This is a genomic window from Pseudomonas sp. Bout1, assembly GCF_034314165.1.
In the GTDB taxonomy this organism is placed as follows: domain Bacteria; phylum Pseudomonadota; class Gammaproteobacteria; order Pseudomonadales; family Pseudomonadaceae; genus Aquipseudomonas.
In genome coordinates this window covers 3,143,897-3,156,685 of record NZ_JAVIWK010000001.1, presented here as the reverse complement: position 1 = coordinate 3,156,685, position 12,789 = coordinate 3,143,897, and the positions used below count along the sequence as shown (strand labels likewise).

Annotated in this window: 14 protein-coding genes; 3 read left to right on the top strand and 11 right to left on the bottom strand. The window is 61.6% G+C overall.

Annotated elements, in window-relative coordinates:
• Positions 1-52: 52 nt before the first annotated feature.
• The 8 genes from RGV33_RS14815 to RGV33_RS14780 are packed head-to-tail and all read right to left on the bottom strand — an operon-like array spanning position 53 to position 7,157.
• Complete coding sequence (locus RGV33_RS14815) at positions 53-649, bottom strand: cysteine dioxygenase (protein ID WP_322144897.1); 597 nt, start codon at positions 647-649, stop codon at positions 53-55.
• 16 nt (positions 650-665) lie between these two features.
• Positions 666-1,490: an amino acid ABC transporter ATP-binding protein gene (locus RGV33_RS14810; protein ID WP_322144896.1), complete on the bottom strand. Its 825-nt coding sequence runs from the start codon at positions 1,488-1,490 to the stop codon at positions 666-668.
• On the bottom strand, positions 1,477-2,169 hold the full coding sequence (locus tag RGV33_RS14805; protein ID WP_322144895.1) for an amino acid ABC transporter permease: 693 nt from the start codon (positions 2,167-2,169) through the stop codon (positions 1,477-1,479). The genes RGV33_RS14810 and RGV33_RS14805 overlap by 14 nt, the downstream gene beginning before the upstream one ends.
• The gene (locus tag RGV33_RS14800; RefSeq protein WP_322144894.1) at positions 2,159-2,893 is read right to left on the bottom strand and encodes an amino acid ABC transporter permease; all 735 of its coding nucleotides are present in this window, start codon (positions 2,891-2,893) and stop codon (positions 2,159-2,161) included. The genes RGV33_RS14805 and RGV33_RS14800 overlap by 11 nt, the downstream gene beginning before the upstream one ends.
• The gene (locus RGV33_RS14795) at positions 2,890-4,101 is read right to left on the bottom strand and encodes an aminotransferase class I/II-fold pyridoxal phosphate-dependent enzyme (protein WP_322144893.1); all 1,212 of its coding nucleotides are present in this window, start codon (positions 4,099-4,101) and stop codon (positions 2,890-2,892) included. The genes RGV33_RS14800 and RGV33_RS14795 overlap by 4 nt, the downstream gene beginning before the upstream one ends.
• Complete coding sequence (locus RGV33_RS14790; RefSeq protein ID WP_322144892.1) at positions 4,098-5,519, bottom strand: FAD-binding oxidoreductase; 1,422 nt, start codon at positions 5,517-5,519, stop codon at positions 4,098-4,100. The genes RGV33_RS14795 and RGV33_RS14790 overlap by 4 nt, the downstream gene beginning before the upstream one ends.
• Positions 5,512-6,318, bottom strand: coding sequence for a transporter substrate-binding domain-containing protein (locus tag RGV33_RS14785; protein WP_322144891.1), 807 nt, complete (start codon positions 6,316-6,318; stop codon positions 5,512-5,514). Before RGV33_RS14785 ends, RGV33_RS14790 begins: the two co-directional genes overlap by 8 nt.
• 2 nt (positions 6,319-6,320) lie before the next feature.
• The gene (locus RGV33_RS14780; RefSeq protein ID WP_322144890.1) at positions 6,321-7,157 is read right to left on the bottom strand and encodes a transporter substrate-binding domain-containing protein; all 837 of its coding nucleotides are present in this window, start codon (positions 7,155-7,157) and stop codon (positions 6,321-6,323) included.
• 240 nt (positions 7,158-7,397) lie between these two features.
• Between RGV33_RS14780 and RGV33_RS14775 the strand changes: the two genes are divergently transcribed.
• Positions 7,398-8,258 (top strand): LysR substrate-binding domain-containing protein, encoded by an 861-nt coding sequence (locus RGV33_RS14775; RefSeq protein WP_003207477.1) that lies wholly within the window; start codon positions 7,398-7,400, stop codon positions 8,256-8,258.
• A 3-nt stretch (positions 8,259-8,261) separates the two neighbouring features.
• On the opposite strand, the gene dnaQ is transcribed toward RGV33_RS14775, so the two are convergent.
• The 3 genes from dnaQ to RGV33_RS14760 all read right to left on the bottom strand — a co-directional run bounded on the left by dnaQ (position 8,262) and on the right by RGV33_RS14760 (position 10,386).
• Positions 8,262-9,002, bottom strand: a complete 741-nt coding sequence (gene dnaQ / locus RGV33_RS14770; protein WP_322148678.1) for a DNA polymerase III subunit epsilon — start codon at positions 9,000-9,002, stop codon at positions 8,262-8,264.
• Between the two features lie 70 nt (positions 9,003-9,072).
• Complete coding sequence (rnhA, locus tag RGV33_RS14765) at positions 9,073-9,525, bottom strand: ribonuclease HI (RefSeq protein ID WP_069075857.1); 453 nt, start codon at positions 9,523-9,525, stop codon at positions 9,073-9,075.
• Between the two features lie 102 nt (positions 9,526-9,627).
• Positions 9,628-10,386: a methyltransferase domain-containing protein gene (locus RGV33_RS14760; RefSeq protein ID WP_322144889.1), complete on the bottom strand. Its 759-nt coding sequence runs from the start codon at positions 10,384-10,386 to the stop codon at positions 9,628-9,630.
• Positions 10,387-10,451: 65 nt separating this feature from the next.
• On the opposite strand from RGV33_RS14760, the gene gloB reads away from it, so the two are divergent.
• Both gloB and RGV33_RS14750 read left to right on the top strand, forming a co-directional pair.
• Positions 10,452-11,219: a hydroxyacylglutathione hydrolase gene (gene gloB, locus RGV33_RS14755; RefSeq protein ID WP_322148677.1), complete on the top strand. Its 768-nt coding sequence runs from the start codon at positions 10,452-10,454 to the stop codon at positions 11,217-11,219.
• Between the two features lie 98 nt (positions 11,220-11,317).
• Positions 11,318-12,730 carry a transglycosylase SLT domain-containing protein gene (locus RGV33_RS14750; RefSeq protein WP_322144888.1) on the top strand — a complete coding sequence of 471 codons (1,413 nt, stop codon included), beginning with the start codon at positions 11,318-11,320 and terminating at the stop codon, positions 12,728-12,730.
• Positions 12,731-12,789: the final 59 nt, after the last annotated feature.

Below are 12,789 nucleotides of genomic sequence, written 5' to 3'. Positions count from 1 at the left end.
AGGCAAGCCAGCTCCCACATAGAGCGATTTTCACCACACGTGAGTAGCGTATTCAGGCGTAGGCCTTGATCGACGGGGCCATCTGCGAGGCGTTGTAGTTGAGGATCCGCCCGTCTGCTTCAACGCCGTAACGGCCATTGAGGGATTCCAGCGGCAAGCCGTACAGGTGGAAGTGCAAGGTCGCCTGCTCACCTTCGACGCGAATCCCGTGCAGGTCTTCACCGAGGAATGAAATGGAGGTGCCCGGCTGTACGATGACTTCCTTCTCAAGCGTCAGAGTGGTGAAACCGGCATCACGCCCTTCATCTTTGCGGCCATACACATAGTTGATTTCCTGGCCTTCAACGGCACTGATGATTGCCCAGGTTTCATGGTTGTGGGGGATGGTGCTTTTGCCCGGCAGCAACGAGTTCAGGTACAGGGTCGGGGTGTCGCCATCGTCGTTCAGGCGATAACGAAAAGCAGTGCTGCCCTGCCCCGGCACCGGCGCGGGGAATTCACTGAAGTTGAACAGGTCCCGACGCTCGGCCAGGGATTCCAGCAGCTCGACGATTTCCACCAGGGCCGCGCGGTCTACGCCGCGCTGGTTGATGACGCGGATCTGCTGCAGAAACTCTTCGATAACGGCGGCACGGTTTGCGGTACTCATGACGAGGTTCCTCTTGTTAGACAGACAGGGTGTAACGGCTAAGGTTGGTCAGCAGGTACGGATCGCTGGCGACCGGCGGGCGACGGCCGGGATCACCCAAGGCATGGCGTAGGAATTCCTGGGTGCGCTCACTGGTAGGGCGCTGGAAGATCTGCTCGGCGCTGCCGTGTTCGACAATCACGCCGTTTTCGGTGAAGTAGACGATGTCGCTGATCTCTTCGGCGAAGCGCATTTCATGGGTCACCAGCACGCAGGTCATGCCCTCTTCAGTCAGTTCGCGAATCACCGTCAGTACTTCACCGACGGTTTCCGGGTCCAGGGCCGAGGTCACTTCATCGAACAGAATCAGTTCCGGGCGCATCGCCAACGCCCGGGCAATCGCCACGCGCTGCTGTTGGCCGCCGGACAGTTGGCCGGGATAGGCATCGGCCTTGTGCTCCATACGCACCTTGGCCAACAGCGCCCGCGCGTCTTTCTCGGCGTCGGCGCGGCTGCGGCCGAGCACCTTGCGCGGGGCGATCACCAGGTTTTCCAGCACCGACAAATGCGGGAACAGGTTGTATTGCTGGAACACAAAGCCGACGCGCTTGCGCAACTCGATGCGCTGGGCTTCCTGGGTCAGCGTATCGACCCGGGTTTGGCCCACGCGGATGGTCCCGCGCTGGGGCTGCAACAGCCCGGTGATACAACGCAGGATGGTCGACTTGCCCGAGCCGGACGGGCCGATGATAGACACCGCCTGGCCGCGATGCACGTCGAGGTCGATGCCCTTGAGCACCCGGTTGTCACCGAACGACAGCTGCAAGTCCCGCAGGCTGACCAGGGGTTCAATAGAAGGCATAGCGGCGCTCCAGGCGTTGGGTCAAACGGGAAATCGGGTAGCAATAGGCAAAGAACAGCACCAGCAGGCTCAGGTAGATCACCACCGTAAAGCCGGTCATGTTCACGGTGTTGCTGGCGATCTGCGCGGTGTCGATCACGTCATGCACACCCACCAGCGAGGCCAGCGCGGTGCCCATGGTGACCACCGCGTAGAGGTTCATCCACGGCGGCAACATGCGCTTGAAGCACTGCGGCAGGATGATCGAGCGGAAGATCTGGCCTCGGGTGAACGCCAGTGACCGCGCGGCTTCCCACTGGGTGCTGGGGATCGAGGCGATGGCGCCGCGAAAGATCTCGGCCACGTTGGCGCTGGCCGGCAACGCCAGGCCAATGGTCACCTTGACCCAGTCCGGGAACGACACGTAGCTGCTGCCGATATGGATCTCGAACGGGAACACGTAGGTGGTGAAATAGATCAGCACCAGCCACGGCGCGTTGCGAAAAACCTGCACCCAGATGCGTGCCGGCAAGCGCAGCAGGCGCAGTGGCGACAGGGCCAACGCGCCCACCATCAGCCCCAGCAGCGAGCCAAGGGCAATCGCCACCAGGCTGATGAGGATGTTCTGGCCGAAACCGCTGACCAGCGCCGGCGACCATTGCAGCAACGCTGACAGCACCGGGAATGAATCAATGGCCATAGCCGGGCATCCTCAGGCGCGCTTCCAGCCAGCGCCCCACACAATTGACGGTAAAACTCAGCAAACCGAAAAAGCTCAGGATCAAAATCATCAGCTCCAGCACGTTGTCGCTCTGGGTCCAGATCATGATGGACGCGTAGGTGATATCGCCCACGGCAATGGCCGAGGCCACGGCAGTCATTTTCACCAGATCGATCAGGTTGTTGATCAGCGACGGCAAGGCAAAGCGCAGGGCCAAGGGCAGTTGCACATTCCACAACAATTGCCGGCTGCTAAAGGCCAGGGAACTGGCGGCTTCAAGCGTCACCGCAGGTACCGCCTCGATGCCGGCGCGCAGGGCTTCGGCATGGAACGCGCCTTTGTGCAGCGAGATTACGATCACTACCCAGGCAAACGGTGTCAGCGGGTTGGCGGCGCCGACTGCTTGGGTCAGCAGCATGTTCAGTACCAGGAACGCGCAGTACAGCTGCACCAGCGTCGGGGTGTTGCGGGTGACTTCGATAAACACCCGCGCCGGTTTGGCCAGCCATGGGTTGCCCGAAGTCAGCAGCGCCGCCAGGCTGATCCCCGCCAACAAACTGCCGACGATGGTGAACAGGCACAACAGCACGGTGGTCAGCGCGCCCTGCTCCAGGGTGCCGCGCTGATAGGCATCCAGCAGGAAGCTGTAGTTCAGGCCGATACCCGCGGCCCAGTGCACAAAAATCTCCAGCCAATGACTCATTCGGCGCCCCGCAGTTTGCCGCAGGCGACGGCGATACGGCGCCCGGCCTCGGCCACGCTGTCGGTCGCCGTGGCGATGGACAGGCGAAACCACGGCGACAGGCCGTAGGCACTGCCGGCTACTCCGGCCACGCCCTCCTCCAGCAAATAAGCCACCACGTCACCATCATCCTTCAACTGCTGTCCGTCCGGGCGATAACGGCCGAGCAAACCGGCGCAGCGCACAAACACGAAAAAACCGCCTTGGGGTTCGAGCACTTCCAGGCCGTCGACGGTGCCGAGGGCCATCATCAACAGGTCGCGGCGCAGTTGGTAGGCCGCCACCTGCTCGGCCAAAAAGCCCAGCCCGCCAGTGAACGCGGCCAGCGCGGCAGCTTGCCCGACGGAAGACGCACCGGAGGTCGATTGCGATTGCACCACGGCCATGGCGCTGGTCAGGGTTTGCGGCCCGGCGCCGAAACCGATGCGCCAGCCGGTCATGGCATAGGTCTTGGACACGCCACCCACCAACAGGCAACGGTCCTGCAGATCCGGCGCAACGTTCAGCAGGCTCTGGGCCGGGCGACCGTCGAAGCGAATGTGTTCGTAGAGTTCATCCAGCAGCACCAGCACCTGGGGATGGCGACGCAGCACCTCGGCCAGCGCCTGCAGTTCAGCCTCGCTATAGACCGCGCCACTCGGGTTGCCGGGGCCATTAAGAATCAGCCAGCGCGTGCGCTCATTGATGTGCTGCTCCAGTTGAACCGGCAGCAGCTTGCAGCCCTGCTCCAGCCCGCACTCGATAAACACCGGCTCACCACCATTGAACCGCACGCTGTCGGGGAACGACGGCCAGTACGGCGTCGGCACCAGCACTTGATCACCCTCATCCAGGGTGGCAGCGAAGGCATTGAAGATGATTTGTTTTGCGCCATTGGCGATCACGATGTTGGGCAGCGAATAGTCCAGGTGGTTTTCTTCGGCCAACTTGCGTTGCACCGCAATGCGCAAGGCTTTTACGCCAGGTGTCGGCGTGTATTTGGTGGCGCCCGCGGCGATGGCGGCGTAGGCGGCTTGCTTGATGTGGTCGGGCGTGTCGAAATCCGGCTCGCCGGTGGTCAGGTCGAGAATGTCGCGGCCGGCGTCACGCAGTTCGGTGGCGCGGGATTTGGCGGCGGCGTTGGCCGACAGCGACACACGCTGCACCCGCTGGGACAGGCGAACGGTCATGGCTGCACCTCAAGGACTTTGCCGGGATTGAGCAGGTTTTTCGGGTCGAGGGCACGCTTGATGCGGCGCATCAAATCCAGCTCCACCGGGCTTTTATAGCGGCCCAGCAGGCTGACCTTGCGCTGGCCAATCCCGTGCTCGGCGCTGATCGAGCCGCCGTGGGCGTGGGCGCTGTCGTGTACCAGCAGGCTCAGTTCGGCGTAGTTGCGCATGTGCTCATCCACCGTTACCCCGTGCGGGTGGGCGACGTTGTAATGCAGGTTGCCGTCCCCCAGGTGCCCGAACGTGAAGTTGCGCACCCCGGGGAAATGCGCCTGCAACAGCGCATCGGTATGGGCCACAAAGGCGACAACTTGTGAGATGGGCACCGAGATATCGTGCTTCATATTGCGCCCGGCGCGTTTCTGCGCCTCGCTCATGTTTTCGCGCAGCAGCCACAGGGCTTCGCTTTGCGCCAGGCTTTCAGCGATCAGTGCGTCAGCCAGCAATGACTGTTCGAAGGCTTCACCGAGAACGGTTTCAAACGCTTGGCGGGCGTGGGTTTCGCCGTGGTTATCCGACAGTTCAAGCAAGGCAAACCAGGGCTGGCTGGCCTTCAGGAACGGTTGCGGGCCTTCGGGAAACTGCTCGCGCAATAAGGCCAGGCAATCGGCACTGAGCAATTCGAAAGCGGTGAGGTTCGCGCCAAAACCGGCGCGGGCATGGGACAGGAACGCCACTGCCTGGGCCAGCTCGTCAAAGGCCAGCAACGCGGTGGCCTGGGCCTTGGGCAGCGGGAACAACTTGAGGGTGGCGGCGGTGATAATGCCGAGGGTGCCTTCACTGCCGACGTACAAATCCCGCAGGTCGTAGCCGGTATTGTCCTTGCGCAAACCGCGCAGGCCGTTCCAGATTTCGCCTTCGGCGGTCACCACTTCCAGGCCCAGGGTCAGCTCGCGGGTGTTGCCATAACGCAGTACGGCAGTACCGCCGGCATTGGTGCCCAGGTTGCCGCCAATCGTGCAACTGCCTTCGGCGCCGAGGCTCAACGCAAACAGGCGGCCGGCTTCACGGGCCACGTCCTGGATATTTTGCAGGATGCAGCCGGCCTCGACAGTCAGGGTGTCGTTGTCGGTATCGATCACACGCACCCGGTTCATACGGTCGAGCAACAGCAATACCGCACGCCCGCTGGCATCCGGCGTGGCGCCTGCCATCAGGCCGGTGTTGCCGCCCTGCACGACAATGGGTGCCTCCAGCGCCACGCACGCACGTACCACGGCGGCGACTTCTTCGGTATTGGCCGGGTGCACCACGGCGATCACCCGGCCGGTGTAGCGGCCCTGTTTGTCGGTGAGGTACTGGGCGGCCTCTCCACTGCGCTGCACATGGGCGGCGCCGAGCAGTTGTTGCAGGGTGGCAAATAGCGGTTCACTCATGGCTGTATTGCTCGTGCAAATCACGCAGGGCTTGGGATGGCGGCATGCCGGTACGTTCGCCCAAGGCAATCAACCAGCCGCTGCGATGCCAGTCGCGCACGATGGCGTCGAGCCTGGCCTGGGTGTCGTGCTCGCCCTTGCGGATCCAGATCACGGATTTGGACGGGATCAAATCCCCCGGCAACGGAATTTCGTAGCCGGACCATTCGGCATCGCCGAGCAGTGCGTGCATGGTCGGGCTGACGTGCACCGCCGCCACGCAGCCATTGCCGCGCAACGACAGCAAGGATTCGGACTGGCTGCGGAACGCCTTGATCTGCGCGCCGTAGGTTTCCTGCAACGGCTTGATGAAGTTGCTGCCCTGGGACACGCACACCGGCTTGTCCTTGAGGTCGGCCCACTGGGTGATGCCAGCGCCTTTGCGAATCAACGCCGCGCCGCCGACTTCTTCATAGGGCGTGGGCACGTAGTCGAGTATCTCGGCGCGCTCGTCGGTGTACTGCATGTTGGCGATCAGCACGTCGACCTTGCCTTGTTGCAGGAACTGCACACGGTTGGGCGCCAGTACCGAGACGGTTTTGGTTTCCACCCCCAGCGCCTGGCCGAGGCCTTTCGCCAGTTCGACGTTGTAGCCCAGGTGTTCGCCGGTCTTGGGGTCGAGGGTGCCAAATGGCGGGCCGCTGAGAATCACGCCGACGCTGATGGCGTGGCGTTGCTGGATCTTGTCGAGGGTGGCGTCGGCATGGGCCAGGCTTGCACACAAGGCCAGGCCGAGAAGGCTCAGGGTGTTTAATTTCATGCTCAGGCGCCCTTGAACTGTTGCTGCAACTCCACCAGCGCAGGTGACGCCGGGGTGATGTGATTGCGGGTCTGGACGTCGATCAGCCAACCGCTGCGGTGCAGTTCCTTGACGATCGGGTCGAGTTTGGCCTGGGTGTCGCTTTCGCCGCGGCGGGTCCAGATCACCGACGGCGCCGGGTTCAGCTCGGGGCTTATGGTGCGGTAGTCCTTCCATTCGACGCTGTCGTTGATCAGCGGGTTGACCAGGGTGGAGTCATGCACCGCGGCGACGCAGTTGTTGCCGCGCAGGGCCAGCAGGGATTCAGAGGAGCTTTTGAAGGCTTTGATCTGCGCGCCCAACTCGGTCAGCGGCTTGACGTAGCTGCTGCCCTGGGAGGTGCACACCGGCTGGTCCTTGAGGTCTGCCCAGCGGGTGATCTTGCTGTCCTTGAGCACCGCTGCGGTGCCGCCGATCTTGTAGAACGGCGTTGGCACGAAGCCCAGGATCTCGCCACGCTCGGCGGTCCACTCCATATTGGCGATCAACAGGTCAACCTTGCCCTGCTGCAGGAACTGCACGCGGTTGGCCGGCAAAACCGGCACCAGTTGCACCTCGGCGCCCAGTTGACGGCCCAGTTCGTTGGCCAGGTCGACGTTCAAGCCCTTGGGCTTTTGAGTCGTGGGATCGATGCCGCCAAACGGCCCGCCGGAGAGCAGCACGCCGACCACCAGCACATGGCGCTGCTGGATCTTGTCCAGGGTCGCATCGGCCTGAGCCACCGCGCTGCCGCCCAAGGCGATCAACGCGCCCAGAACCACAGGCAACCTTCGTTTTACCGCCGCGCGCACAAAACCCATGGAACTCCCCCTGATTAGTGATCGGCGTACCCCGACCTGATGTGGGGGCATGCTAGGGAGAGTGCCGGGCTAACGGAAATTCAAATATCTCATATCGTTATAACTTCCCGTATACGGGCGACCTCGCCTTTGGCCATATACTCGCAATCATTAGCCTGCGCAAAAAATCGGCGCAACAACACATAAACATCTGTAATGTTTATCTTCGCACCCTTGATATAAAAATGCCCTGGAATGGCCATGTCGACCCTCGATCTTGAACTGCTCCGCACCTTTATCGCCGTGGTCGACCACCACAGCTTTGCCGAAGCCGGCACCCACCTGGCGCGCACACAATCTTCCGTCACCCAGCATATGCAGCGCCTGGAACAACAAGTGGGCGTCAGCCTGTTTGAAAAACGTGGCCGGCAAAAGCAGCTGACGGAGCCGGGGATGCAGTTGTTGCGGCATGCCCGGCAGATGCTGTCATTGAATGACGACGCGCTTAACTCCCTGCGCGAAAGCAGCCTCAGCGGCGTACTGCGTATCGGCTCGCCCCACGACATCGCCGACACCATATTGCCGCCGATCCTCAGCCACATCGCCCGCTCGGCGCCGCGCCTGCGCCTGGAAATCGACGTGGGCCGCAGCCCGTTCCTGATGGATGACTTGCACCGGGGCAAGGTCGACATGGTGATTTCGACCCGTGCCGATGCCAACCTGGAGGGCTTTGCGTTGCGCACTTCGCCGGTGTGGTGGATTTGTTCGGCGCAATATATTCACTCGCCGAGTGAGCCGCTGCCGTTGATTCTGGTGGATGAGCCGAGCATCTATCGGCGCTATGCCCTGGAGGCGCTGGAGCGGGCAAACATTCCGTGGCGCCAGGCGTATCTGGCGTCGAACCTGATCGGGATCAAGGCGGCCACCCGCGCAGGGCTGGGCGTGACCCCACGAAGCATGGAAATGCTCGGGCCAGACATGCGGGTATTAGGGGAGAACGACGGGCTGCCGAGGATGCCGGAGGTGACGTATTACCTGTGGATCCGCCCGAACACGGCGAACCCGATTGCGCGCAAGGCGTATGACTTGATCAGGGCCAGCCAGGGGCTGGCACTGGGGTGACGGTTATGGCTGGGTCAATTGGGTCCACAGCGCCGGTGCGCCGGCGGACTTTGCGATAGCCTCAAGGCGCGCCGCATGTTCGGCCATGTCTTGCTCGCTGGCCCGAATGATTGCAGTCGGCTGGCGATCCGCTGGCAAGCGGCGGATTTCCGATGGGCGATTGCCCGAGCCCTCTGCCGAACCGTTGCCGTCCGAGGCGTTACCGGCCAACGACAAGCTGGTCTGGCCGCCGGTCATGGTCAGGTAAACGTCGGCCAGAATCTCGGAGTCGAGCAAGGCGCCGTGGAGTTCACGGCCGGAGTTGTCGACGCCATAGCGCTTGCACAAGGCATCGAGGCTGTTGCGCTGGCCCGGATGACGCTCACGGGCCATCATCAAGGTATCGAGGATCGAGCAGTGCTGGGTGATATCAGCCCGGTCGGTTGCGCCCATCAGCGCGAATTCGTTGTTGATGAAGCCAACGTCGAACGCCGCGTTATGGATGATCAGCTGTGCGCCGGTGATGAACTCGAAAAACTCATCGGCCACTTCGGCAAACCGCGGCTTGCCTACCAGGAATTCATTGGTGATGCCGTGGACGCCGATGGCGCCTTCGTCACTTTCCCGGTCCGGCTGCAGGTAAACGTGGAAGTGCCGACCTGTGAGGCGGCGGCCCATCAGTTCGACACAGCCGATTTCAATGATCCGGTGGCCGTCGGTCACCGGCATGCCGGTGGTTTCGGTATCGAGTACAACAGATCGGATGGCCATCAGGGTTCAGCTCTCAACGGTTTGGTACATTTGAAGGGGCGGGATCTTAACACGTCGGCCGGCATCAGCTCTGCTTGTAGCCGCGCACTTCATCCACGCCACGGTTGGCCAGTTGGTCGGCCCGCTCGTTACCGTGGTGGCCAATGTGCCCGCGCACCCACTTCCAGGTGATGTTGTGGCGGTTGCACTGCTCGTCGAGCAACTGCCACAGGTCGGCGTTTTTCACCGGTTCCTTGGCGGCGGTCTTCCAGCCGCGCTTCTTCCAGTTGACCATCCACTCGTTGATGCCCTTCATCACGTACTGGGAGTCGGTCACCAGCAACACGTCGCAACGACGCTTGAGTTCTTCAAGGCCACGGATCGCGCCCATCAGCTCCATGCGGTTGTTGGTGGTGTTGGCTTCGCCGCCCCACAGTTCCTTCTCCACGCCCTTGCACACCAGCAAGGCACCCCATCCGCCGGGACCGGGGTTGCCCTTGCAGGCGCCATCGGTGAAGAGTTCTACGCTATCGGTCATTTCACTATCCATTAAAGCGGGATCCATCAAAGCGGGTTGCCGATAATCGACCGACAAAGGCCCGAGGTCGAGAAGCTCGACCTGAAATCAAAAAGGTATTTTTTACTGTTCGCTCTGCTTGCGATTGACCTTGGCCATCGGCATCGGCACCAGCTTGCCCATCGGTTCGCGGCGTACCTGGCGCACCGGGCGCAGGCCAACAACGATCTTGCGGGCCACCAGCAAGTAGAAACCACCGCCAGACAACTGCCAGGCACCGGCCCTGCGTTCCCAACCAGCCAGCCGGCCCTGCCACTTGGCAGACGCAAGCGGCGGACGATAGCACCCGAAGCGGCGTTTCTCCAGCGCAAAGCCCAGCAGGTTCAACCAGTCGCCAACGCGCGAGGGCGAGATGCAACGCGCCTGGCGCAACGCATCGTGGGCGAACACATGGCGCAAACCCCAACTGCTCCAAGGGTTGATGCCGATGATCAACAAATGGCCACCTGGGCGCACACTGCTGGCGGCTTCGCGCAGCAAACCATGGGGCGACAGGCAGAAATCCAGCCCATGCTGCAACACCACCACATCGGCGGCATGCTCGCTCAACGGCCAGGCCTGCTCCTCGCAGACAATTTCCACCCCCGGCAGCGGCGCGCCCAGGCGCACATTGCGCTGCACCTGGGGCGCAGACGGCGGGGTTTGTGCCGACGGGCCGTAATGCACCAGGTAACCACCAAAGAACCGGCCCAGCTCGTCTTCGAGCATGCGCCGCTCTTCATCCAGTAAAAATTGCCCGACAGGCCCGGACAACCATTCACGGGCGGCACCAATCAGTGCCAGCCACTCGGGATCGGCCTGGGCGAACGCTTTATCAGTCATTGCATTCTCCAACTCGCCAAGAAGTTCTAAGATGCACCAATGTGTTCAGCTTGGCGAATCAAAGAATGATACAGATCAGTGCCCTGCCCGCCTTCACCGATAACTACATCTGGTTGTTACAGGACCAGCCGAACAAGCGCTGCGCCGTGGTCGATCCCGGTGATGCCGCGCCCGTGCTGGCCTGGCTCCAGCAGCACCCCGACTGGACCCTCAGCGATATCCTGGTGACTCACCATCACCATGATCATGTCGGCGGCGTCGAACAACTGAAAAGTGTTTCAGGCGCCACCGTTTACGGCCCGGGCAATGAAAAAATCCCCGCGCGGGATGTGGCCCTCCAGGACAACGACCGCATCACGGTGCTGGGCTGGGACTTCGAGGTATTTGCCGTACCAGGCCACACCCTCGGCCATATCGCCTTTTTTCACGAGGGTGTGCTGTTCTGCGGCGATACCCTGTTTGCCGCCGGCTGTGGCCGTCTGTTCGAAGGCACCCCGCAACAAATGCACACCTCTCTGGAACGCCTGGCAGCATTGCCAGCGGACACGCGGGTGTACTGCACCCATGAATACACACAAAGTAACCTGAAATTCGCCCAGGCCGTGGAACCGCATAACGCGGATATCGCCGAACGGGTGGAGAACGTGCGGCGACTACGGGCGAACGGCGAGATTACGCTGCCTTCGACCTTGGCCCTGGAAAAACTCACTAACCCTTTTCTGCGCACCTCAGAAACATCTGTTAAAGAAAAAGCGGACGAACGGAATGGGCGGGATAACCGGGCCGGGAGTGAGGTGTTTGCTAGCTTGAGGTCGTGGAAAGATACGTTCTAAGCGCGCGGAATTTAGTACGTAATTTCTGAATGGTTGACCGCAACCAAAGCGCTTTCTAGAATCGCCCGACATTTTTGCCCGGAACTTACTTCCAGCCAATGTCGTCATCTATTCGTAAAACCAACCATTCAGACGCATTGACCCGCCTGGCTCAAGCCGTGGCGGTGGCTGTGTCCGCTACTCTGGCGGGCTGCCAATCGACCCAATTTGCCGCACAATCCACCGTGCAACCCAAACCGAACCTTACCGCCAAGATCAAGCAAAAACCCCTTTGGCTCTCAGAGAAGCCAAGCCCGGAAGTGCCCCAGGATGTCTGGGAACGCATGCGCCGGGGCTTTCAACTGCAGGACGGGCTGGGCGTCAACCCGCGCATTGAACAGCAACGATTGTGGTTTGCCAGTAACCCTTCCTTTCTTGAGAACGCCGGCGAACGCGGCAGCCTCTACATTCATTACATCGTCGAACGCCTTGAAGAACGCAACATGCCCCTGGAGCTGGCGCTGCTGCCAGTGATTGAAAGCGCCTATAACCCAATGGCCTATTCGCGCAGCGATGCGGTCGGGTTGTGGCAGTTCATCCCGTCCACCGGCCGCTACTTCAACCTGCGCCAGACCCGCGCCTACGACGGCCGCCGCGACATCACTGCCTCCACCACCGCCGCCCTGGATTACCTGACACGCCTGCATGACATGTTCAACGGCGACTGGTTGCTGGCGTTGGCCGCGTATAACGCGGGGGAAGGTACGGTCAGCCGGGCCATCGAGCGTAACGAAAAGCTTGGTTTGCCAACCGACTACTGGAACCTGCCACTGCCCCAGGAAACCAAGGACTACGTGCCCAAGTTCCTGGCACTGTCCCAGGTGGTGCTGGCGCCCGAGGCCTATGGCGTCAATCTGAGCCCGATCGCCAACACGCCGTATTTCGAAGTCGTCGAAGTCAAGCAAAGCATGGACCTGTCACGGGTTGCCGCGCTGGCCGAGATCGACGAAGACGAACTGTTCCAGCTCAACCCGGCCTTGAAACAGCGCACTACCCTGGATGGCCCGCAGCATTTGCTGGTGCCTACGTCCAAGGCACAGCTGCTGGCCAGCAGCCTTTCGGCGATGAATCCGGAAGAATTGTTGAGCATGCGTCCGAAGAAGCCGGTGTTCGACGAAGTTGAGCACAAGGCCGTTGCCGGTCGCACCCGCAGCTACAAGGTGCGCAGCGGCGACAACCTGACGCTGATTGCCAAGGCCAACAAGGTCGACGTGCACGACTTGCAACGCTGGAACAAGCTCAATGGCCAGGCCCTCAAGGTCGGCCAGACCCTGATCATGCAGGACACCCGCAAGCTGGTGGCCAAGGCCGATAGCAAGAAGCCGGTGCAATACAAGGTCAAGAAAGGCGACTCGCTGTACATCGTCGCCAAGCGCTTCAACGTTGAGATGCAACATCTCAAGCGCTGGAACCCCCGCACTGGCCAGGCGCTGAAGCCCGGGCAGATGCTGGTGGTTTCCGGGCCTAGATAACACCGCAAATCCTGTAGGAGCGAGCTTGCTCGCGAACAACGCAAGGGCATCGCGTTAAT

Coding starts and splice junctions, on each gene's coding strand:
- RGV33_RS14815 (WP_322144897.1), bottom strand. CDS start 649: ATGAGTACCGCAAACCGTGCCGCCGTTATCGAAGAGTTTCTGCAGCAG.
- RGV33_RS14810 (WP_322144896.1), bottom strand. CDS start 1,490: ATGCCTTCTATTGAACCCCTGGTCAGCCTGCGGGACTTGCAGCTGTCG.
- RGV33_RS14805 (WP_322144895.1), bottom strand. CDS start 2,169: ATGGCCATTGATTCATTCCCGGTGCTGTCAGCGTTGCTGCAATGGTCG.
- RGV33_RS14800 (WP_322144894.1), bottom strand. CDS start 2,893: ATGAGTCATTGGCTGGAGATTTTTGTGCACTGGGCCGCGGGTATCGGC.
- RGV33_RS14795 (WP_322144893.1), bottom strand. CDS start 4,101: ATGACCGTTCGCCTGTCCCAGCGGGTGCAGCGTGTGTCGCTGTCGGCC.
- RGV33_RS14790 (WP_322144892.1), bottom strand. CDS start 5,519: ATGAGTGAACCGCTATTTGCCACCCTGCAACAACTGCTCGGCGCCGCC.
- RGV33_RS14785 (WP_322144891.1), bottom strand. CDS start 6,318: ATGAAATTAAACACCCTGAGCCTTCTCGGCCTGGCCTTGTGTGCAAGC.
- RGV33_RS14780 (WP_322144890.1), bottom strand. CDS start 7,157: ATGGGTTTTGTGCGCGCGGCGGTAAAACGAAGGTTGCCTGTGGTTCTG.
- RGV33_RS14775 (WP_003207477.1), top strand. CDS start 7,398: ATGTCGACCCTCGATCTTGAACTGCTCCGCACCTTTATCGCCGTGGTC.
- rnhA (WP_069075857.1), bottom strand. CDS start 9,525: ATGACCGATAGCGTAGAACTCTTCACCGATGGCGCCTGCAAGGGCAAC.
- RGV33_RS14760 (WP_322144889.1), bottom strand. CDS start 10,386: ATGACTGATAAAGCGTTCGCCCAGGCCGATCCCGAGTGGCTGGCACTG.
- gloB (WP_322148677.1), top strand. CDS start 10,452: ATGATACAGATCAGTGCCCTGCCCGCCTTCACCGATAACTACATCTGG.
- RGV33_RS14750 (WP_322144888.1), top strand. CDS start 11,318: ATGTCGTCATCTATTCGTAAAACCAACCATTCAGACGCATTGACCCGC.